The organism is Hydrotalea flava (assembly GCF_001623405.1).
Lineage (GTDB): Bacteria > Bacteroidota > Bacteroidia > Chitinophagales > Chitinophagaceae > Hydrotalea > Hydrotalea flava.
Genome location: NZ_LUHG01000096.1, coordinates 1 through 21,295 on the forward strand (window position 1 = coordinate 1; position 21,295 = coordinate 21,295).

A 21,295-nucleotide genomic window follows, 5' to 3' on the forward strand; every position below is an offset into this window, starting at 1 on the left:
TGCCCATCATCAGGCAAAACAAACTATCTATCTGATTTTTTAAAAAATTAGCCTTTGTAGTGAGCCGATTGACAAGTATCACTGCTGATTATCAATGTGTTAGGTTGAAATGGTGTCAAACTCAAGAGCAGTGCCGGTGTATGCAAGAATAGTATTTCCCTTAACAATGCTTTCCCTTATTTGATAAGGCATTGTTAACTTTAATTTATTTTTTCATCTATTCTTATTTTGCTCACTAAATTTTTATACCTTACAACACATCTTTGTGTTGCGTAATGATAATGACATTATTTTTTCTTCTTCAATAACAATTCTATTCATATGGAGCAAAAACTACAAAATCAGGTAGCTATTATTACAGGAGCCAATAGTGGTATAGGGGCAGGTGTATCGGCTGCATTAGCCGATGCAGGTGCAACCGTGGTAATTAACTATCCCTTTCCTGCATTACAACCCGCTGCCGAAGCGGTTTTAAAAAACATTACCAATCAGGGCGGAAAGGGTATGATATATTGTTGTGATGTTAGTAAAGAAGATCAGGTACAACAAATGTTTGCAGATACCGTTCGTCAGTTGGGTACCGTTGATATATTGGTAAACAATGCCGGTATACAAAAAGATGCTCCGTTTGAGGAGATGACTTTAGACCAATGGAATTTAGTGTTGGGTATTAATTTAACAGGACAATTTTTATGTGCCCGTGAAGCCATTCGTGAATTTTTACGCCGTGGTATTGATACTTCAAAAAGTGCAGCAGCAGGAAAAATTATTTGTATGAGCAGCGTACACGAAGTAATACCCTGGGCAGGCCACGCCAATTATGCAACCAGCAAAGGAGGCATAATGATGCTAATGAAAAGTATAGCACAGGAATTTGCACCTAAAAAAATACGTATCAACAGTATTTGTCCGGGTGCCATTCAAACACCCATTAATAAAGCTGCCTGGGATACTCCTGAAGCATTACAAAACCTGTTAACCCTAATTCCTTACCAGCGCATTGGCGAGCCCGATGATATTGGTAAAGCTGCAGTATGGTTAGCCAGCGATGACAGTGATTATGTTACCGGCACCTCTTTGTTTGTAGATGGCGGGATGACCTTATACCCCGGCTTTTCTACCAATGGATAATTTTTTACACCTTACTAAAAAATGATAACATGAGTGCTGAACAGGAACGACTGAAAGATAAAAAATGGAAACATTGGGGACCTTATCTTTCAAACCGGCAATGGGGTACCGTTCGTGAAGATTATAGCGCCAATGGCGATGCATGGAATTATATTTCGCACGATATGGCACGCAGTAAAGCGTATCGCTGGGGCGAAGAGGGCATTGCTGGAATTTCTGATGTACAACAATTGTTTTGTTTTTCATTAGGTTTATGGAATACGAAAGATGCGATATTAAAAGAGCGTTTCTTCGGATTAACCAATCAGGAAGGCAATCATGGTGAAGATGTAAAAGAGTTGTATTATTTTTTAGATGCTACCCCATCGCATAGTTATATGAAAATGCTGTACAAATATCCGCAAGCTGCATTTCCTTATGAACAACTCATTAACGAAAACAAACAAAGAACCCGGAATGACCCGGAATTTGAGTTAATAGATACCGGAATATTGAATAACAATGCCTATTTCGATGTTTTTGTGGAGTATGCCAAAGCCGATGTGGATGATATCTTGATTCAAATTACGATTCATAATCGTAATACAGAAGATGCACCACTACATATATTGCCCACTCTCTGGTATAGAAATACCTGGTGTTGGGGCTACGATACCTATAAACCGCAACTCATTTCATCGAATAATGAAGAAATCATTATTGACCATCATCAATTACCTAACTATAAACTGCACATTGAACAAAAAACGAATATTCTTTTCTGCGATAACGAAACCAATGTTGAAAGGTTGTATGGTGTGCCCAATACACAGCATTTTACCAAAGATGGTATTCACCGCTATATTGTGGAAGGTAATGAAAAAGCAGTAAACATCAATGGCTCCGGAACCAAGGCTGCATTGCATTACAATACCAACATCAAAGCAGGGGAAAGTTATACCATAAAATTGCGGTTGGAAGCCCACCAAAACAATTGGCCATTCCAGGATTTTGATGCTATTTTTAAACAGCGGGTTCAGGAAGCCAATGATTTTTACAATGAATTGCAACAAGCCATTACAAACGATGAAGAAAAATTAATACAACGGCAGGCCTTTGCCGGAATGATTTGGAATAAACAATTTTATTATTACGATATTCCGCAATGGTTAAATGGCGATCCGGCCGAACCTCCGCCACCCGCCGAACGGTTAAAAGGCCGGAATGCAGATTGGAAACATTTAAACAATGCTGATATTATTTCTATGCCCGACACATGGGAGTACCCTTGGTTTGCCTCTTGGGACTTGGCTTTTCATACCATCCCTTTTGCTATGATTGATGCCGGTTTTGCTAAGCAACAATTAGAGCTGCTTACCAAAGAATGGTACATGAAACCGAATGGCCAGTTTCCGGCTTATGAATGGAATTTCAGCGATGTAAATCCGCCCGTACATGCCTGGGCTACCTGGCGGGTGTATACTATTGATCAGCGCAATAACAATGGCAAAGGCGATATAGCTTTTCTGGAAACCGTTTTTCATAAACTGCTGCTCAATTTTACCTGGTGGGTAAACCGAAAAGATAAACAAGGCAATAATATTTTTGAAGGAGGATTTTTGGGGCTGGATAATATTGGGGTTTTTGACAGGAGCGCTCCTTTACCTACCGGTGGTTATATAGAACAGGCCGATGGTACCAGCTGGATGGCCATGTATTCTTTATGTATGTTGCGTATTTCTTTGGAATTGGCATTGCACAATCCGGTGTATGAGGATATGGCTACCAAATTTTTTGAACACTTCCTGTACATTGCCGCGGCAATGGATAATATAGGCGATGAACAAAATGGTTTATGGGATGATACCGACCAGTTTTTTTATGATGCGCTGCATTTACCAAATGGACAAAACATTCAACTGAAAGTGCGCAGTATGGTCGGTATTATTCCTTTGTTTGCCGTGGAAGTATTAGATCATGCCACTTTAGAAGCCCTGCCTGGTTTTGCCAAACGGTTAGAATGGTTTTTGAACTACCGCCCCGATTTAGCTGCACTGGTTTCACGCTGGCAGGATAAGAGTGCCGATGAAAAACACCTGCTCTCTTTACTCCGTGGCCATAGAATGAAAAAGATACTTGAAAAAATGCTCGATGAAACCGAATTTTTAAGTCCTTATGGCATTCGGGCGGTTTCAAAATATCATGAACAGCATCCCTATATATTTGATGTAAGCGGAAAACGCTTTGAAGTGAAATACACACCTGCAGAATCTACCAGCGGTTTGTATGGCGGCAACAGCAACTGGCGTGGTCCGGTTTGGATGCCATTAAATTTTTTAATTATAGAAAGTTTACAACGCTTTCATTTTTATTATGGCGATGATTTTAAAGTGGAATGCCCCAAAGGCAGTGGTCAGTTTGTTTCGCTGGATGCGGTAGCCGATCAATTATCGCAACGTTTAAAGCAATTGTTTCTGCCCGACCAAAATGGCCACCGGCCTTATATTGGTGAAAATGTACTGTTGCAAAATGATACGAATTTTAAAAACTTAATTTTATTCAATGAGTATTTTAATGGAGATAATGGCAAAGGTTTGGGTGCCTCGCATCAAACCGGTTGGACCGGCCTGATTGCGAAATTAATTCAACCCAAACGCCCTTTGCTATCCTAAATTCGAATAGATGGCTGCATAAAAAGTACAATGTAATTGCAGTTAAAGCAGTATCGTTTATTGCTATGAGGGCACCTGTTGCTTCAAATAGGATTTATTGTTTCTTCCGCAATGTGATTGCAATGGCTTTTTCTACCAATGCATCCATTATCTGGTAGCCGGCCAAGGTAGGGTGCACCCCATCTAATGTATATTTTTTATCCAAACCTTTTTCTGCATCTACCATCGGGGTATAAAAATCAACATAAGTCAGGTGTTTTGCTGCCGCATACGCCTGAATCATTGTATTCAAAGCAATCACCTTATCAGCCGGATAAATGCTTTCCCGCCAGGGAAAATGGTTGGCCGGTAAAGCGGCACACAGTATTACTTTAATATGATGTACGCCGGCTAATTCGGCCATGGTGGCAATATTGCCCATGGTGGTGGCAAGTGTAATGGGGCCTGTGTTTTCAGCAATATCATTAATGCCGGCTAAAATAACCACCACTGCCGGATGCAGATCAATCACATCTTGCCGGAAACGCAATAACATTTGCGGCGTGGTTTGTCCGCTAATACCCCGGTCAATATAATTAAGATGGGTTGCAAAGAAGCCACTGTCTCTTACTTTCCAAAACTCGGTAATGGAATTGCCCATAAAAACTACCCTGTCTTTTTCCGCCGGCGCTTCTTGCAGCAAGGCATTTTCCGCCGCATATTTTTGTAAGTTAGGCCAGTCTTGTACTTGGGAGTTTTTCTGGCTAAATACAAGGGTTTGTGCCAGTACAAAAACAATGAGTAAAGGATATTTCATGTGTTTATTTTTAAATGATAGAACAATAACCGGCACCTTACAGCAATCAACATCCATTCGCTGCTGTCATATTCCATATTCCTTAGCTTGCTTTTTCAAATGTAGGCAAGTAAAATGGGTAATCACAAATCATCAATAGGAAGCGGATATTTTTTGATATTGCTCAATGCCAGGGCAGGTAGCAAATCCGAACCTGCTTCGACCCATGTTCGACTCAACAGTGTTGCGCAACGCTGTATATAGGTACAGGCATCGAAGCAGGTAACTGTTTGATAGGTATTATTTGTATTTGATTTTGTAACCCAAAATGATAGCAGAAAATAAAAGGGTAATAGCATTGGCAATGGTAACCGGCAGGCTATGGCTCAGCAATCCATAAATTAGCCAGCATAAAGTGCCAAATGTAAATAAGGCATACATGCCCAATGATATACCCGATGTGTTTTTGGTTTGAATGGTTTTAATAGCCTGCGGAATAAAAGAGGCTGTTGTGCCAAATGCGGCTATAAGGCCAATGATGGTAATATAATTCATGCCGGTATTTTTAAGCAATGTACACTAAAAAATACAGGCAAGAAAGGTTTAATGAATACCTGCATATAACTCAAATACGCATCCATTACAACTGCTGCCAGGCTTCCAAAACCTGAGCCGTGTGGTTTTTAGTATCCGGCTTATCGATAATGCCTGCAATATTGCCCAACTCATCAATTAAAAAAGTTGTGCGTTGTATACCCATGTATTCCCTTCCCATAAATTTTTTCAATCCCCAAACACCGTATTTTTCAGCAATGCTATGATCGGTATCGGCAATCAAGGGAAAAGGCAAGTCGAATTTTTCTTCAAATTTTTTGTGGCTTTTTACATCATCGGGACTTACGCCAATTACAGCATAGCCTTTTTGAAGCAGTTCGGTGTAATGGTCGCGTAAATTACAAGCTTGTGCAGTGCATCCTGGTGTATTATCTTTCGGATAAAAATACAGCACTACTTTTTTACCTTTAAAATCATTCAACGAAATAGGGTTGCCGTTTTGGTCAACACCTTTTAATGCCGGAGCTTTTTTACCAATGGTTACCTGTGTCATACCTGTTTATTTGTTTGTGATATTAATACATTTTTGGGGTGAATTGTTGCAGTTGGGGCAAATTATTTTTGTAGGCAGTAAAAACGTAAGGCAACAACAGGCACATTTTTATAGGATGAAAAATGAAATAGCTCATTTCTAATAAAATTTAAACCACAGCTTTGGCCGAATGCCCTTACATTTGCGCAATTTGTTTTTACCATGCCAAAAGATACCACCATTCAATCTGTTTTAATTATTGGTTCAGGTCCCATCATTATTGGTCAGGCCTGCGAATTTGATTACTCCGGCTCACAAGCTGCCCGAAGTTTAAGGGAAGAGGGCATAAGAGTAGTGCTGATAAACAGCAATCCCGCTACAATTATGACCGATCCTATGATGGCCGATAAAGTGTACCTGTTGCCACTTACGGTAGAAAGTATTGAGCAAATTTTATCTGAAAACCAAATTGATGCGGTACTACCCACTATGGGCGGACAAACTGCACTGAATTTGTGCAAGGAAGCCGAAGAATTGGGTGTGTGGGAAAAATTTGGTGTACGGTTAATTGGGGTAGATGTAGCCGCCATTGATACAGCCGAAGACCGCGAAAAATTCAGGCAGTTAATGGGTAAAATTGGCATTAAAGTAGCTCCCAGCCATGTAGCCAACAGCTTTTTAGAAGGGAAAGAGTTTGCACAACAAATTGGTTTCCCCTTAGTTATCCGCCCTTCATTTACACTCGGCGGCACCGGCGGCAGTTTTGTACATTCCAAAGATGAGTTAGATGCGGCTTTAGAACGTGGCCTGAAAGCTTCGCCCATACACGAAGTTTTGGTAGAAAAAGCAGTATTGGGCTGGAAGGAATATGAATTAGAATTGTTACGCGATAAGAACGATAATGTAGTGATTATTTGTACAGTAGAAAACGTTGACCCCATGGGGGTGCATACCGGCGACTCCATCACAGTAGCTCCAGCCATGACCCTCAGCGATACGGCTTTTCAGGATATGCGCAATCAGGCTATGTTAATGATGCGCAGTTTGGGTAATTTTGCCGGTGGCTGTAATGTGCAGTTCGCCCTTAATCCGCAAAATGAAGAACTGATTGCGGTAGAAATTAACCCAAGAGTGAGCCGATCTTCTGCTTTGGCTTCAAAAGCTACCGGTTATCCCATTGCAAAAATTGCAGCCAAATTAGCCATTGGTTATACATTAGATGAACTCAAAAATCAAATTACACAAACCACTTCTGCCTATTTTGAGCCGGCATTAGATTATGTAATTGTAAAAATACCCCGTTGGAATTTCGATAAATTTAAAGGCGCTAATGACACATTGGGCTTGCAAATGAAAAGTGTGGGTGAAGTAATGGCCATTGGTCGCAGTTTTAATGAAGCCATCCAAAAAGCTTGTCAGAGTTTAGAAAATGAAGCCGTTGGTTTGGGCTATTATGGCAAAAGCTTAATGAAGAGCGATGAGATAGTGGAATATATTAAAACGCCAAAATGGGATCGAATTTTTAGAATTAAAGATGCTTTAATGCAGGGCGTTACCGTTAAAACCATAGCACAGGCAACCGGTATTGACCGTTGGTTTATTTACCAGATAGCTGAAATATGTAAAATAGAAAAAGAACTCAGTAATTATAATTTAGAATCTTTGCCGGATGAATTATTACGCAAAGCGAAAATAGAAGGTTTTAGTGATGCCCAAATTGCTAAAATTTTACAGGGCAATACCCATGATGAAGCAGTGTATGAAAAAAGAAAAGCACTCGGGATTACCAGAAGTTATAAAATGGTAGATACCTGCAGCGCAGAATTTGAAGCCAAAACCCCCTATTTCTATTCTACTTTTGAACGCTGATACGTTTATATTTCCTTAAAATTTGCTATATATACAAGGTTACTTCTGCCGAAGTGGCCTTTTTTGTTGTTTTAGTAGGAACTTCGTACTTTAAATAACAGGTTTGTTGTTATATCCTTTCTATGAGTGCATCTTCACAAGTTTTTCAAACCACCAATACAACCCGCTGGCAAAGGTTTAAATGGCTGGGCAGGTTATTGTTGTTTATTCTAATCATATTTGGACTTATATTTTCTATAGCAGTTCATGTAATCAGTAAACAAAATCCTACCATTCCTTTAGAAGGCCGGGCGGTAAAAAAAGTGCTTGCAGGCGATGTTCCTGCCTATCGGCAAAGTAATCTGGCAAAAAAATACCGGGGTTTTCGTTCTATGATCAATGTAAAATGGGCAGCAGGCCGGGGCTGTGGCCAGGCAGATACGGTATTGAATTTATCTAAAAACAACGATTTTAGCGATAGTTTGGGTATACGGGCTGCTTTTTTTGTAAACTGGGATGCGCAGTCTTATTTCTCGCTTAAAAAAAATATTTCCAAACTAAACCTGGTATTGCCCGAATGGCTGTTCATTGATCCCAAAGCCGATACCCTTTTTTCGGTAATGGAACCACGGGTATTGGAATTAATCAAAACCTCCGGTGTTAAGGTAATGCCCATGCTTTCCAACAATTACAATGGGGTATTTACCGGTAAGGCACTGCACAGAATTTTAAATGACCCTGCTAAATCAGACAGGCTGGTTCAGGATGTAGCACGCTTTCTGGTAAAAAATAATTTAGCAGGTATTAATGTGGATTTTGAAGATTTGAATGAAAAAAATAATGATGTATTAACCAATTTTGAAAAAAAATTATATACCACGCTGCACGATTTGAACTTGCTGATTACACAAAATGTTTCGCCTTTTAATGAAGATTATGATTATGCTCAATTAGCTAAGTACAATGATTATATTTTTTTAATGGCCTATGATGAGTTTAATGATGGTACGAAGCCCGGTCCTATCTGTTCTCAAAAATGGATAGAATCTGCGGTAGATGATTTGGCAAAAAAAGTAGATCCTTCTAAAATAGTTTTAAACCTTGCTGCATTTGGTTACGACTGGACTAAAAAAGGCAAAACCATCCCCGTTACCTATCAGGAAGCGTTGGCCACTGCAAGAGAAAGTGATGCTACCATTGATTATAACAACGATACCTATAATTTGAATTACAGTTATTATGATGATAAAAATGTAATTCATGAAGTGTATTTTACAGATGCAGCTACCAATTTTAATTCCCTTCGTTTTGCTACGGAATATGGACTGGCCGGAACTGCGCTCTGGCGTCTTGGTAGTGAAGACAGCCGGGTTTGGGAATTTTATAATAAGCCCATGAATAAGGCTGCGTTGCATAATTTCGATTTTAAAGCATTGACAGATGTTCCCTCAATGGCTACGCCCGATTTTATTGGGCAGGGCGAAATATTGGATATGCTGTCAACACCAACGGATGGGCATATTACACCCGAAATTGATTCTTCGGCAATGCTCATCAGTGAAGAACAGTATGACAAACTCCCTTCAACTTATGTAGTAAAAAAATACGGACAGTCATCTGATAAAAAATTGGTATTAACGTATGATGATGGTCCCGATGCAAAATATACACCTGAAATTTTAGATACGCTGGCCTATTACCATGTACCTGCCTCCTTTTTTATGATTGGCATTAATATGGAAAATAATATTCCATTGGTAAAAAGAGTATTCAGAGAAGGCCACGAAATTGGTAACCATACTTTCACCCACCCCAATATGGCCGAGGTAAGCAAAAAAAGAGCTTATCTTGAAATGGATGCTACGCGGCTGTTATTAGAGTGTATTACCGGACATAGTACCATTTTATTTCGGGCACCTTATAATGCCGACAGTGATCCGGAAAAATATGAAGAAATGGTACCGGTGGCTTTAAGCCGAACCAGGCATTACATTACTGTAGGCGAAAGTGTTGATCCGGAAGACTGGGAGCAGGGCGAAATTCCTCACTTTAATGCCGATACTATTTTTAACAGAGTGGTTTCTATTTATAATCAGCACCTCGCTAACGGAGACAGCTCTAACATTATATTATTGCATGATGCCGGTGGCGATAGAAGGGCTACCGTAAAAGCAACGGGTATGATTATCCGCTACTTTCAAAATAAGGGATATACCTTTACTACCATTGCCGATTTATTGCATAAAACACATGCCGATTTAATGCCCCGTGTACCCAACGGAAGCGGCTATCGGTTAATTCAATTCAATTATTTCCTGGCCGAAACAGGTTTTATAGTTGGGCAGATATTGTACGTGTTATTTCTCACCTTTATGGTATTGGGAGCCCTTCGGTTACTGATATTACTGGTACTAACCTTGCTGGAAAAACGCAAAGAAAAAAAACTTCCTGCAGTACTTACATATTTTCCCAAAGTATCTATTATTGTACCGGCTTATAATGAGGAAGTAAATGCCGTTAGCTCGCTGCAAAATTTGTTGCGTTGCACCTATCCTCACTTCGATATTGTATTTGTAGATGATGGCAGTGCAGACACTACTTACGAAAAAGTGAAAGCAGCATTTCAGAATAATGAAAAATTAAAAATATTTACCAAACCTAATGGTGGTAAAGCTTCTGCTTTAAACTTTGGTATTGCACATACACAATCAGATTATGTAGTTTGTATTGATGCCGATACCAAATTATTGCCCGATGCTGTAGAAAAATTAATGCAGCATTTCACCAATCCGTCAGTTGGTGCTGTTGCAGGTTCAGTAAAAGTGGGCAATACCATTAATTTATTAACCAAATGGCAAAGTATTGAATACATTACCAGTCAGAATTTCGATAGGCGGGCTTTTGCTTACGCAAATGCTGTAACCGTTGTTCCGGGTGCCATTGGAGCATTCAGAAAAAAAGCTATTGATGAAGCAGGTGGATTTACAACCGATACCCTTGCTGAAGATTGTGATTTAACGATTCGTATTTTGCGTGCAGGATATATTGTTGAAAACGAATCTAAAGCAATCGCATTAACCGAAGCGCCTGAATCAGTGAAAGAGTTTTCCAAACAACGTTTCCGCTGGACTTTTGGTGTAATGCAAACATTCTGGAAACATAAAGATGCTTTGTTCAATGTTCAATACAAAGGCTTGGGTTGGATTGCATTGCCCGATATTTTGGTGTTTAAATACATTATCCCGTTATTTTCACCCTTAGGCGATTTGTTTATGTTATTGGGCCTGTTTACCGAAAACCGGGGAAAAATAGGGGTGTATTACCTGATATTTTTATTGGTGGATGCACTCATTGCAGTCATGGCTTTTGCATTCGAAAAAGAAAGTCCTGCTAAACTGTTGTGGATTATTCCGCAGCGATTGGTGTATCGTTGGTTAATGCTCGTTATTTTATTCCGCGCCTTCAAGCGGGCATTAAAAGGCGAATTGCAACATTGGGGTGTATTGAAAAGAACAGGAAACGTAAAAGATATAACACTGGCAGATGCTACCTAATTAGCCGCAAAGCAGGTTGGAAACGTTACTAATTTTTTCATTTTACTGCTTGCTACAATTACATTAACTTGCAAACCACTTTATAACAGGCATAAGCTGAAGAAAAATTGATGCAATTTAATTTTTTAAAGCTTCGTAAAACAACTGATCAATGAAATTGAAAGACATCCAGGTTCAGAATGAAAAAGAAACACGAGCTGGTTTTGGTGAAGGCATCTATGAAGCCGGTAAAGCCAACGATAAAATTGTAGTATTAACTGCCGATTTAGCCGGTTCCATGAAAATAGCACCTTTCATCAAAGAGTTTCCGGAACGCTTTGTGCAATGTGGTATAGCCGAAGCTAATATGATTGGTATTGCAGCCGGATTAACCATTGGCGGTAAAATTCCTTACACTACTACTTTTGCCAATTTCAGTACCGGAAGGGTATATGATCAGATTAGACAGAGTGTAGCCTACAGTAATAAAAATGTAAAAATATGTGCTTCACACGCCGGGTTAACCCTGGGTGAAGATGGCGCCACACACCAAATATTAGAAGATATTGGGTTAATGAAAATGTTGCCGGGTATGACGGTGATTGTACCCTGCGATTTTAATCAAACAAAGGCCGCAACCAAAGCCATTGCAGATTATGAGGGGCCGGTTTATTTAAGATTTGGCCGCCCTAAATGGCCCAATTTTACCAAAGCAGATGGCAGTGATTTTGTGATTGGTAAAGCACAGGTATTAAGTGAAGGTGCCGATGTTTCTATTTTTGCCTGTGGCCATATGGTTTGGAAAGCTATTGAAGCAGGCCGAATGCTGGAAGAAAAAGGGATTAGTGTTGAATTGATGAATATACACACTATTAAACCTTTGGATGAAGCGGTCGTATTGCAATCTATTACCAAAACAAAATGTGCCGTAACAGTAGAAGAGCACAATATTATTGGCGGCTTGGGCGATTCCATTGCACAGGTGGCTGCCAAACATTTACCTATTCCTATTGAATATGTAGGCACCAAAGATACTTTTGGCGAAAGTGGTACACCCATGGAATTATTGCAGAAATATGGTTTAGATGCCCCGCATATTTTTGCTGCGGTTGAAAAAGTATTGCAACGCAAAAATGGTTAATCAATCCTATTGTTTAAAATATACAAAGCCTTCAACAACAAATGAAGGCTTTTTTGTATGCTTTAGTTAAAGAATGATAGCGTTTTTGGTGCATATACTTCTATTCAATTCATTATCTGCTCAACGAATCAATTTCAAAATCGCCGGCCTGATGTATAAAATGATAATGTTCATAAATATTTCATACTTGAATATTTACAAGAGCAGGAAGTATGCCTTTTTTATAAAAGAGCGTCAATTTTTTGGGCCAGGGTATGGTCTTTTTCAGTTACCACATCACCCGCATCATGGGTATTGAGCCAAATTTCAACCGTGTTCCAAACATTCGTCCATCGTGGATGGTGGTTCATTTTTTCGGCTTCAATAGCCACCCGTACCATAAAAGCAAATGCTTCAGAAAAATCGGCAAATTGAAATTTTCTGTATAAATAATTGTTGCTTTCCTGCCACATAATTGTAGGTCTATTAGATTAAATAATCAGGTTGCTGATATTTTTAATTTGCTCCTGTGGTATTTCCAATACTAACTGCACATTGCCTATTTTTTTGATGCTATCCATCATACGGTTGCATCTTTCATCATCTATTCTGTCGCCTTTCATTAACCATATAAAATCCAAATGCTTTAGTTCAGGTAATAAAGCTTCTCCGTCGCACTGGTTATGGTATAAATAATGCACTAAGCTGCTTTCATGTTGGGCAGATATGTAAAGATTGAAATGATAGGCTCTGTTTTTTTTGTGCATTTCAATAGGTGCATCTGTATATAAAAAAAAATTAAAGCCTAAAAAGTTATTCAGCATCCAGATAAAATAATAATTCTTTACCGGCGCCATGATGCCCAGTATTCTGGTATCATCAAAAAAATCATGATTCAACTGGCTGATATCTAACTTCTGTTTTATCATGGCCATATTAATAGATGTTTTTTTGTGTTACAGTTTACTGTTATTGTTTACCCGTATTGCCAGAATATGTGTTTGTATATCTTGTATCATTTGCTGTATTACCAACGTTTTTTCTGAAGTGCTATTGGTTAAACTTTGTTTTGTGAACAAATATTGTATGCCGGGTATAATGGTGAATGGGTATTCGGCGCTTTTTTCAGTTGTAGTGATTTCATCAGGTTCGCCAATAGGAATATTTAAATGCCTGCTGTAATAGCCGTTATTGGTTGTTTGTGCAGTTGTAGTACTATCAATAGCTGCAGTATTTATTTCAATTGCATATTGCCAATGCATATTGCCAGTGATAGTGGCTGTTTGTAATAATCCGGTTTTGGCCAATGTATAATGCTGGTAGGGCTGATACACCATTACATAATTCAGCCTATTTTGCTTTTTAAGTACATCTGTCAGGCTTAGCATAGTAGCCAATCCTTCAATCGGTTGCTGTGTATACAGCAACAACGTACTGTCTGCATGGTGGTTAATGAATGCAACATAATTTACAGAACGAAATGTTTTGGGTTGTATGTGAACAGAAACGTCAATACCTATTGTATTCACTTCAGCTGCATTGCATTTTTTCCATCCTGATGGGGTAATATAAACAATAGGAATGGGCAGTACTGAATCTTTTTTAAAAGCTTTAAATGCAACTGCATCTTGCAAAGTGGGGTCAGTGTTGTAAAACAATAAAGCAGTAGCCCCTTTTGCAACAGCTCGTTTTGATTCACTAATGCAATATTCCGTGCAATCAAACTGTTGATCACCGGCATGTTCACTGATAATATCTGCCAAATTTCTGAACCAGGGCGCTCCATTTTCATTCAATGCAGGTGCAGCTGAACCGCTAATGTGCCTATTTGAACTGTAATGCAGTGGAAAAAAATCAGTGCCGGCTTGTAACTGCACCCCATTTAAGGAGAGATAGGTATTGGGGTTTTGATAATCATTCCCCTCGTGAATGGAAAAGCTATCTGTAAAGGTACTGTTATGCAAGGGGGTTGCGCCTTTCTGCTCCATAAAAGCTTGAAAATATCCGGCTATACTTTGCGGTTCTATTGCATGCAATTGCATTAAATGATGCATCACTTCAGCTTTCAATTGAGCCGCAGCCGCTTTTTCTTCTTTTAATTTCTTTCTTTTGGATTGTGCCTGAGTAGCCAACGGAAAAAAAAGTATCCCTGCCAGCATTACACAAACAAGTGGCGGTGTTTTTTCAAAAGACCATGTGAGTAATTTTCCCAAAATCGTTGAATAGTTTTGAAGGTGACAGGATGCTTTCAGATAAAATCGTATACAAAAGTAACAGGCATCAGCAATTTGTGTACTAAGGTGTATAAATATTCTTTTCCCAACCTCGAAACAGCATAGCTTTGGCTACCGTTAATTTTGCTTACTTATACATGCACGTGAAGCAACAACAATTATTACGTATCGCTTTAGTAGGAAATCCAAACAGTGGAAAAACCTCTTTGTTTAATGCATTAACCGGCTTAAACCAAAAGGTAGGTAATTTTCCGGGGGTAACGGTTGATAAAAAAACCGGGATATTGGATATTGACGGGTCATTAAAGGCTGAATTGATTGATTTGCCGGGCACTTATTCATTGTATCCAAGAAGGGCAGATGAATGGGTGGCCTATAAAGTGCTCATGAATGCTGATGTAGATTTGAATGCAGATATTATTGTGCTGGTAGCCGATGCCAGTAATTTAAAACGAAATTTTCTATTCTGTTCACAAATCATCGATTTAAAAAGGCCGGTGGTAGTGGCATTAACCATGAACGATCTGGCAGCCAAAAAAGGAATTAAAATTGATGTGGCAGGCATTGAAGCTGATTTGGGTGTGCCTGTTGTGCCTGTTAATCCAAGAAAAAATAAGGGGCTGGCACATTTACGAAAAGTAATTGGAATGGTAGCCAAACAGCAATACTCTATTCCATCCCGCGATTTTATAGATAATAAAAACGTTGCCAGCAATGCTATTGAATCTGTACAACAGTTGTTTCCACAGTTAAGTGATTATGCGGCCATCCATTTTTTAATTAATCACGAAAATTTCCCTTTACCGCAGCACCTGCAGGAAGCAATAGAAGATATTGAACAAAAAAACAATTTTAATCCTACCAAAACACAGGCAGAAGAAATTTTAAAACGATACCAGCGCATCAAACAAATACTGCAAAAAAATGTGGTAGAGCCCGATCCGTTAGAGCAAAAGTTATTTACCAATCATTTAGACAATATTCTTTTGCATCGGGTTTGGGGCTATTTAATTTTACTAATTGTACTGTTTCTTCTGTTTCAAAGTATATTTTGGCTGGCTCGTTACCCAATGGATGGAATTGAATGGTCATTCACTCAATTGAGTCATTATTTAAGTAATACATTGCCGGATGCATGGTGGAGTAATTTATTGATTAATGGAATAGTGGCAGGGATGAGCGGAATTATGGTATTCATTCCACAAATCATGATTTTATTTGGATTAATTACCATTTTGGAAGATTCCGGCTATATGGCGCGAATTAGTTTTTTGAGTGATAAGTTAATGCGGAAGGTTGGTTTGAATGGGAAAAGTGTAATGCCCATGATTAGCGGATTTGCCTGCGCGGTTCCTGCAATCATGAGTACGCGGAACATTGAAAATAAAAAAGAAAGGCTCTTAACCATTATGGTTACCCCGTTAATGAGTTGCAGTGCCCGCTTGCCGGTGTATACCATTTTAATTTCGCTGGTTATAAAAAATACTTATTATTTCGGATTCCTCAGTTTACAAGGCTTAGTAATGATGGGGTTATACCTGCTGGGTTTGGTAATGGCCTTAATTGTAAGTGCTGTATTGAAAGGCTTTATTAAGATGAATGAAAAAAGCTTTTTTATTTTGGAATTGCCTATTTACAGGGCACCCCGTTGGAAAAATGTTGGCATTACTATGGTTGAAAAAGCAAAGATTTTTGTGCGGGATGCCGGAAAAGTAATTATGATCATCAGCTTGTTGCTCTGGTTCTTAAGTGCTTATGGTCCGGGTAAACAAATGCAACAGTTGGATGCACAATATACCACTTTAATACAACAGCAACCACAGCAGGAGGCAGCACTGCAAAGAGAGCTGGCTTCACTAAAATTACAACATTCCTATGCCGGAATTTTGGGTAAAACCATTGAGCCTGTTATCCGCCCTTTGGGTTTTGATTGGAAAATTGGCATTGCTTTAATTACCTCTTTTGCGGCACGGGAGGTTTTTGTGGGAACAATGGCCACTTTGTATTCAGTAGAAGAAGGGAAAGAAGATGTTTCACTGCGTGAAAAAATGCAGCAGGCTAAGTATTCAGATGGCAGTAAAGTGTACACATTGCCTGCAGGAATATCATTAATGGTTTTTTATGTACTGGCAATGCAGTGCATGAGCACACTGGCTGTTGTAAAACGTGAAACCCGCAGTTGGAAATGGCCGGTTATTCAGTTTGTATACATGACGGGACTGGCCTATATGATGAGTTTCATTGTTTACCACATTTTTTAATGATAATAATCCCACAATAGTTTAGAAATCTTTCGGGTTAATTCCCAGGCTTCATTATTGGATTCCCAGCTTTGGTCGCTATTATGGTTGGTGCAAATACAAAAAATATAGCTTGCTTTTTTGCCATTCACAAATAGTACTTCACTTCGGCTGGCATCTACGGCGCCATTCTTACTGGCCACAAACACATCGGCAGGTATTTGCGAAATTGCTTCTTCATCCCAATAATTTCTTCCCAGCAAACGCAACATTTTTGCATCGTAAGGCTGCCCCAATAAATGGCCGGCAACCATTCGTTCCATAATATTGGCCATTTCATAAGGGGTGGTTTGCCCCCACCCATATGCATTTCTATTTGCTTCTCTTCCGGCGGTTCGGCTGTTCACCCTGGTTTGTTGGTAACCCAAGCTATCCATTAGTGCATTAATACGGGTTCCCCCTCCTGCAATTTGCTGTAGCCAAAGGCTGGCGGTATTATCGCTGAGAGAAAGCATTAATAACATGAGCTTACTCAGTTCAATTTTTTCATTCGATTTAAATGAAGCCAGCATATCTACACCCGGATAAACTAAAGAATCCGAATAGGTGAAGGGTTGGTGATAAGCCAATTCTCCAGATTTCATTTTATCCATCAGCATTATCATAATTGGAATTTTAACCATACTGGCCGTAGGAAAAACAGTATCTGCAAGAATTTGTACCACTTTGTTTTGATGAAGATCATGTACATAAATGCCCACTTGCCCATGAAAGCCATTCATTATTTGCGCAATTTGCCTGGTTAGTTTTTTATCGGTTTTTTGTGCCGATATTGTATGAACTACCCCCAATATAAGCAGCAGGAAGAGTAGCACAGATTTGATATGCATGCATGAAAATATTGTACGGATTGGGGAAATGGTAAGTCGGTATAGCTTGCCGACCAATAAATGGTTGGTTGCCTTCATGTTGGAAGAATTAAAGTGAATGGTATTGTTTTCGGGTAAATAAATGTACAGTATTAAGCGTATGCTCCAAAAAAAGGAACGGCCAGATAAAAATATCAGCCGTTCTATACTATTCACCCTGCCTGAAAATAAAAATGAATTGGTACAGGCTTCCCTTTTTTAATTTAAAACCAATATTTAAAGCCCCTTAAGAAAACTGCTACTTGTATTACAATACAAAAAGGATGTTCCCGTTTTTATAACAGAAACATCCTTTTAATACAATAATTGGTAAACATGGTTATAGGATATTGCATGGTTTAAATGGATATTGAATCTGATGTAAAACTAAACTATGTAGCTTACCGCTCCAATAGAAGTATCTGTTGATTTTTTGTAGGAATATAACGACAAGCCAATTCCGTTGAAACATAAAAAAAGCCGGATTGAATTCCGGCTCAGTTGAAATAAAATGTTTGTATTACTTTGCTTTTGCATAGTGTTCGGCTACTTTTTGCCAGTTCACCACATTCCAGAATGCTGATAAATATTCGGCTCTGCGGTTTTGGTATTTTAAATAATAGGCATGTTCCCATACATCTACGCCCAGAATAGGTTGTCCTTTAACTTCTGCCACATCCATTAATGGGTTGTCTTGATTAGGGGTAGATGAAATTTCCAATTTGCTATCTTTTACAATTAACCATGCCCATCCGCTGCCAAAACGTGTCATTCCTGCATTGGCAAATTTTTCTTTAAATGCATCAAATGAGCCAAATGCAGCATCAATGGCTTTGGCCAAATCGCCTGTAGGTGTTCCGACGGCTTTGGGTGCTAAAATTTCCCAGAAAAAACTATGATTCCAGTGTCCGCCGCCATTGTTGCGAACTGCCGGAGAAATTGTTCCAGCAGCCGCAAGAAGTGCTTCTATACTCTTTCCCTCATGAGGGGTACCAATAATAGCCTTATTTAAATTATCTATATAGGCTTGGTGGTGTTTGTCGTGATGAAAATGCATAGTTGCAGTATCAATAAATGGCTCTAAAGCATCATATGCATAAGGTAATGCAGGTAGTGTAAATAACATAATTAAACTATTTAATAGGTGAACAATTTGATTGGATTTCAAAATTAACCAATAATCCCCGTTATTATTTAAATTTTGTGTTAAGGGTTAATCTTTTTAAATTGTAGCCTTCTTTATTTTCTTATTTCGATAATGAAAGCCATATGAAAAAAAACAAAATGATTGCCTCCCGAAGATCTTTTATTGAAAAAATATCTAAGGGCGCTGCCGCTGCTGCTTTATTGCCCTCTGTAGGTAGTTGGGCAGCCACTAACCGTACCGCCTTGCTGCCGGTTCGGAAATACAGTGCAAACGATAATATTCAAATTGCGCTCATTGGAGCAGGGGGTATGGGTACAGCCGATGCCAATACTGCTATTACCGTTCCGGGTATTAAACTGATTGCAGCCTGCGATTTATATGACGGGCGCTTAGCAGATGCCAAAAAACATTATGGTAATGATATTTTTACAACACGTGATTATCGTGAAATTATTAATCGTAAAGATGTGGATGCTGTAATTGTAGCCACTCCCGATCATTGGCATAAAGCCATATCCGTTGATGCCATGAATAAAGGCAAACATGTATACTGCGAAAAACCAATGGTGCATGATGTAACAGAAGGCCATGCTGTTGTAGCTGCTCAAAATGCCAATAAAGTGGTGTTTCAGGTGGGTAGCCAGGGTATGAGCTCGCTGGGTAATGAAAAAGCAAAGGAATTATTGGCGGCAGGGGCAATTGGGCAATTAAATTATGCGGAGGGTTTTTGGGCCCGTAATTCACCCTTTGGTGCCTGGCAGTACGATATTCCTGCCGATGCTTCGATGAAAACGGTTGACTGGAAAACTTTTTTACACAATTATCCCGATATACCGTTTGATCCTAAAAGGTTTTTCCGCTGGCGTTGTTACCGTGATTACGGCACCGGCGTTTCAGGCGATTTGTTTGTGCACTTGTTTTCCAGTCTTCATTTTATTGCCAATTCTATAGGCCCCACCAAAGTAATGGCAACCGGCGGATTAAGGTATTGGAAAGATGGTCGTGAAGTACCCGATATACTTTTGGGTATGTTCGATTATCCGGAAACAGCATCTCATCCGGCTTTTAACCTATCGCTTCGGGTAAATTTTGTAGACGGCACTGCCGATAATACTTATTTGCGTATGGTAGGTAATGAAGGTTCTATGATTGTAGAATGGGATAAAGTAACCCTTACCACCAATAAAAGTTATGCCGCTGCTGATGATCCATTATTAAAAACAAAATTAAATGGAAGTAATATTGCCGGATACGACCGCAAGAAAATGCTGCCGCCCGATTCCATTGTTTATAAAGCTGAAGAAGGATATAAAGGCGCTCATTTCGATCATTTCTATAATTTCTTTCAGGACATTAGAAATGGCACCACTTCCCGGGAAGATGCATTATTTGGTTACAGGGCTGCGGCACCTGCATTGCTATGCAACGATAGCTATTTTAAGCAAACCACCATGCGCTGGAATCCGGAACAATTAACGGTTGTGTCATAAAAATAATCTTATGCAATAAAAATTAAGCTTTCATACGCTACTGTTACTGACCATCAGTCTGTTGGGTTTCATCCCCTACCAAACAAAGGATAATACCTTAACTGCCAAAGAAAAAAAACAGGGGTGGCAACTCCTGTTTATGGGTAATAATTCAGGTGATTGGTGTACCTATCAAAATATGCCTTCCAATAGCTGGAAGGTTCAAAATGGAATTTTGCACTGTAAAAACACCTATACCGATAAATTGGATAAACGAGCCGATTTAATTACCGATAAGCAATACGATAATTTTGAATTGTCTGTTGATTGGAAAATTTCTCCTGCCTGCAACAGCGGCATTATGTATCACGTAACTGAAGCCTACGATGCTGCCTATCTTTCCGGTCCCGAATACCAGATTATAGATGATGAAGAGTTCCCTGAGAAGTTAGAAGAATGGCAAAAAACTGGTGCCGACTATGCTATGCATACTACCCATATTCGCCCCACAAAACCCGTGGGCCAATGGAACCACACCGTGATTATTTTTAACAAAGGCCATGTGGAGCATTGGCTGAATGGTGTAAAAGTACTTTCATTTGAAGCCTGGACACCCGAATGGGAACAATTGAAGAAAGAAGGAAAATGGAAGGATGCCGCTGGTTATGGAATGGCTAAAACGGGTTCCATTGCTTTACAAGACCATGGCAGTGTGGCTAGGTTTAAAAACATAAAAATCAGGCCATTATAATTTCACTAAAGCAAACAAATAATGGTTGCCTGCTGAATAGATGGCCTTATTTAAAAAAGTAGTTTTTATTTCGTTGATTGAAAATATATAACGGTAAGCAATTTGTGTAATACGCTTTTTGCTTACCTTTTTTTCTTTTTTGAAAGTGCAGAAATTTTTTTTCTGAACTCAACATTTTTTTTAATTGCTTTTGTTTGCCCTAAAACTCAATACTGTACTGCATTACGCCAAATTACGGCTTACCGTTTTTAATTGAAACAGTTTCTCTTTTTAATTTTTTTTCAAAAAAAGGTTTAAAAAAGTTTGGTAGGGAAGAGTAGGGTTATTACTTTTGCAACCCCAATAACGATAGAGGGGAAGTGAGAGAGGGGATATGCGGGATAAGAAGAGGGGTAAGATAG

16 protein-coding genes are annotated in these 21,295 nt (G+C 39.2%); 8 read left to right on the top strand and 8 right to left on the bottom strand.

Annotated elements, in window-relative coordinates; translation table 11 throughout:
• The first annotated feature begins 321 nt into the window (after positions 1-321).
• Positions 322-1,131, top strand: a complete 810-nt coding sequence (locus A0F92_RS11220) for an SDR family oxidoreductase (protein ID WP_068245920.1) — start codon at positions 322-324, stop codon at positions 1,129-1,131.
• A gap of 29 nt (positions 1,132-1,160) precedes the next feature.
• Positions 1,161-3,782: an MGH1-like glycoside hydrolase domain-containing protein gene (locus A0F92_RS11225; protein ID WP_068245924.1), complete on the top strand. Its 2,622-nt coding sequence runs from the start codon at positions 1,161-1,163 to the stop codon at positions 3,780-3,782.
• A 94-nt stretch (positions 3,783-3,876) separates the two neighbouring features.
• Here A0F92_RS11225 and A0F92_RS11230 read toward each other — a convergent pair whose 3' ends face one another.
• The 3 genes from A0F92_RS11230 to bcp all read right to left on the bottom strand — a co-directional run bounded on the left by A0F92_RS11230 (position 3,877) and on the right by bcp (position 5,665).
• Positions 3,877-4,578: an SGNH/GDSL hydrolase family protein gene (locus A0F92_RS11230; RefSeq protein WP_068245927.1), complete on the bottom strand. Its 702-nt coding sequence runs from the start codon at positions 4,576-4,578 to the stop codon at positions 3,877-3,879.
• A 279-nt stretch (positions 4,579-4,857) separates the two neighbouring features.
• A complete protein-coding gene (locus A0F92_RS11235; protein WP_068245931.1) occupies positions 4,858-5,112 on the bottom strand; it encodes a SemiSWEET transporter in 255 nt (84 codons plus the stop codon).
• 85 nt (positions 5,113-5,197) lie between these two features.
• Entirely contained in the window at positions 5,198-5,665 is a 468-nt protein-coding gene (bcp, locus tag A0F92_RS11240; RefSeq protein WP_068245935.1) for a thioredoxin-dependent thiol peroxidase, read from the bottom strand.
• 201 nt (positions 5,666-5,866) lie between these two features.
• Between bcp and carB the strand changes: the two genes are divergently transcribed.
• From carB to A0F92_RS11255, 3 genes are all read left to right on the top strand, one after another.
• Complete coding sequence (carB, locus tag A0F92_RS11245) at positions 5,867-7,513, top strand: carbamoyl-phosphate synthase large subunit (RefSeq protein ID WP_167517043.1); 1,647 nt, start codon at positions 5,867-5,869, stop codon at positions 7,511-7,513.
• Positions 7,514-7,635: 122 nt separating this feature from the next.
• Positions 7,636-11,046: a glycosyltransferase gene (locus tag A0F92_RS11250; protein ID WP_068245938.1), complete on the top strand. Its 3,411-nt coding sequence runs from the start codon at positions 7,636-7,638 to the stop codon at positions 11,044-11,046.
• Positions 11,047-11,197: 151 nt separating this feature from the next.
• Positions 11,198-12,166 (top strand): transketolase family protein, encoded by a 969-nt coding sequence (locus tag A0F92_RS11255; RefSeq protein ID WP_068245941.1) that lies wholly within the window; start codon positions 11,198-11,200, stop codon positions 12,164-12,166.
• A gap of 221 nt (positions 12,167-12,387) precedes the next feature.
• Here the strand turns inward: A0F92_RS11255 and A0F92_RS11260 are convergent, their stop codons facing one another.
• Genes A0F92_RS11260 through A0F92_RS11270 form a run of 3 tightly spaced genes read right to left on the bottom strand, consistent with a single transcriptional unit; the run spans position 12,388 to position 14,358 of the window.
• On the bottom strand, positions 12,388-12,618 hold the full coding sequence (locus A0F92_RS11260; protein WP_068245944.1) for a 4a-hydroxytetrahydrobiopterin dehydratase: 231 nt from the start codon (positions 12,616-12,618) through the stop codon (positions 12,388-12,390).
• Positions 12,619-12,636: 18 nt separating this feature from the next.
• A complete protein-coding gene (locus A0F92_RS11265) occupies positions 12,637-13,080 on the bottom strand; it encodes an IPExxxVDY family protein (RefSeq protein ID WP_068245946.1) in 444 nt (147 codons plus the stop codon).
• Positions 13,081-13,101: 21 nt separating this feature from the next.
• On the bottom strand, positions 13,102-14,358 hold the full coding sequence (locus A0F92_RS11270) for a hypothetical protein (protein WP_167517044.1): 1,257 nt from the start codon (positions 14,356-14,358) through the stop codon (positions 13,102-13,104).
• A 128-nt stretch (positions 14,359-14,486) separates the two neighbouring features.
• Between A0F92_RS11270 and feoB the strand changes: the two genes are divergently transcribed.
• The gene (gene feoB, locus A0F92_RS11275; RefSeq protein WP_253810394.1) at positions 14,487-16,640 is read left to right on the top strand and encodes a ferrous iron transport protein B; all 2,154 of its coding nucleotides are present in this window, start codon (positions 14,487-14,489) and stop codon (positions 16,638-16,640) included.
• Here the strand turns inward: feoB and A0F92_RS11280 are convergent.
• Together A0F92_RS11280 and A0F92_RS11285 are read right to left on the bottom strand one after the other, a co-directional pair.
• Positions 16,637-17,509 carry a serine hydrolase gene (locus A0F92_RS11280; RefSeq protein WP_068245954.1) on the bottom strand — a complete coding sequence of 291 codons (873 nt, stop codon included), beginning with the start codon at positions 17,507-17,509 and terminating at the stop codon, positions 16,637-16,639. The genes feoB and A0F92_RS11280 overlap by 4 nt on opposite strands.
• A gap of 538 nt (positions 17,510-18,047) precedes the next feature.
• Positions 18,048-18,653 (bottom strand): superoxide dismutase, encoded by a 606-nt coding sequence (locus A0F92_RS11285; RefSeq protein ID WP_068245957.1) that lies wholly within the window; start codon positions 18,651-18,653, stop codon positions 18,048-18,050.
• A 143-nt stretch (positions 18,654-18,796) separates the two neighbouring features.
• On the opposite strand from A0F92_RS11285, the gene A0F92_RS11290 reads away from it, so the two are divergent.
• Positions 18,797-20,164, top strand: a complete 1,368-nt coding sequence (locus tag A0F92_RS11290; protein WP_253810396.1) for a Gfo/Idh/MocA family protein — start codon at positions 18,797-18,799, stop codon at positions 20,162-20,164.
• Between the two features lie 61 nt (positions 20,165-20,225).
• Positions 20,226-20,894 carry a 3-keto-disaccharide hydrolase gene (locus A0F92_RS11295; protein WP_262490038.1) on the top strand — a complete coding sequence of 223 codons (669 nt, stop codon included), beginning with the start codon at positions 20,226-20,228 and terminating at the stop codon, positions 20,892-20,894.
• Positions 20,895-21,295: the final 401 nt, after the last annotated feature.

What these genes read in the sequence shown, in the direction of transcription:
- A0F92_RS11255 (WP_068245941.1), top strand. Translation starts at nt 11,198, where the DNA reads ATGAAATTGAAAGACATCCAGGTTCAGAATGAAAAAGAAACACGAGCT.
- A0F92_RS11230 (WP_068245927.1), bottom strand. Translation starts at nt 4,578, where the DNA reads ATGAAATATCCTTTACTCATTGTTTTTGTACTGGCACAAACCCTTGTA.
- bcp (WP_068245935.1), bottom strand. Translation starts at nt 5,665, where the DNA reads ATGACACAGGTAACCATTGGTAAAAAAGCTCCGGCATTAAAAGGTGTT.
- A0F92_RS11280 (WP_068245954.1), bottom strand. Translation starts at nt 17,509, where the DNA reads ATGCATATCAAATCTGTGCTACTCTTCCTGCTGCTTATATTGGGGGTA.
- A0F92_RS11290 (WP_253810396.1), top strand. Translation starts at nt 18,797, where the DNA reads ATGAAAAAAAACAAAATGATTGCCTCCCGAAGATCTTTTATTGAAAAA.
- carB (WP_167517043.1), top strand. Translation starts at nt 5,867, where the DNA reads ATGCCAAAAGATACCACCATTCAATCTGTTTTAATTATTGGTTCAGGT.
- A0F92_RS11220 (WP_068245920.1), top strand. Translation starts at nt 322, where the DNA reads ATGGAGCAAAAACTACAAAATCAGGTAGCTATTATTACAGGAGCCAAT.
- A0F92_RS11225 (WP_068245924.1), top strand. Translation starts at nt 1,161, where the DNA reads ATGAGTGCTGAACAGGAACGACTGAAAGATAAAAAATGGAAACATTGG.
- A0F92_RS11260 (WP_068245944.1), bottom strand. Translation starts at nt 12,618, where the DNA reads ATGTGGCAGGAAAGCAACAATTATTTATACAGAAAATTTCAATTTGCC.
- A0F92_RS11235 (WP_068245931.1), bottom strand. Translation starts at nt 5,112, where the DNA reads ATGAATTATATTACCATCATTGGCCTTATAGCCGCATTTGGCACAACA.
- A0F92_RS11265 (WP_068245946.1), bottom strand. Translation starts at nt 13,080, where the DNA reads ATGGCCATGATAAAACAGAAGTTAGATATCAGCCAGTTGAATCATGAT.
- A0F92_RS11250 (WP_068245938.1), top strand. Translation starts at nt 7,636, where the DNA reads ATGAGTGCATCTTCACAAGTTTTTCAAACCACCAATACAACCCGCTGG.
- A0F92_RS11285 (WP_068245957.1), bottom strand. Translation starts at nt 18,653, where the DNA reads ATGTTATTTACACTACCTGCATTACCTTATGCATATGATGCTTTAGAG.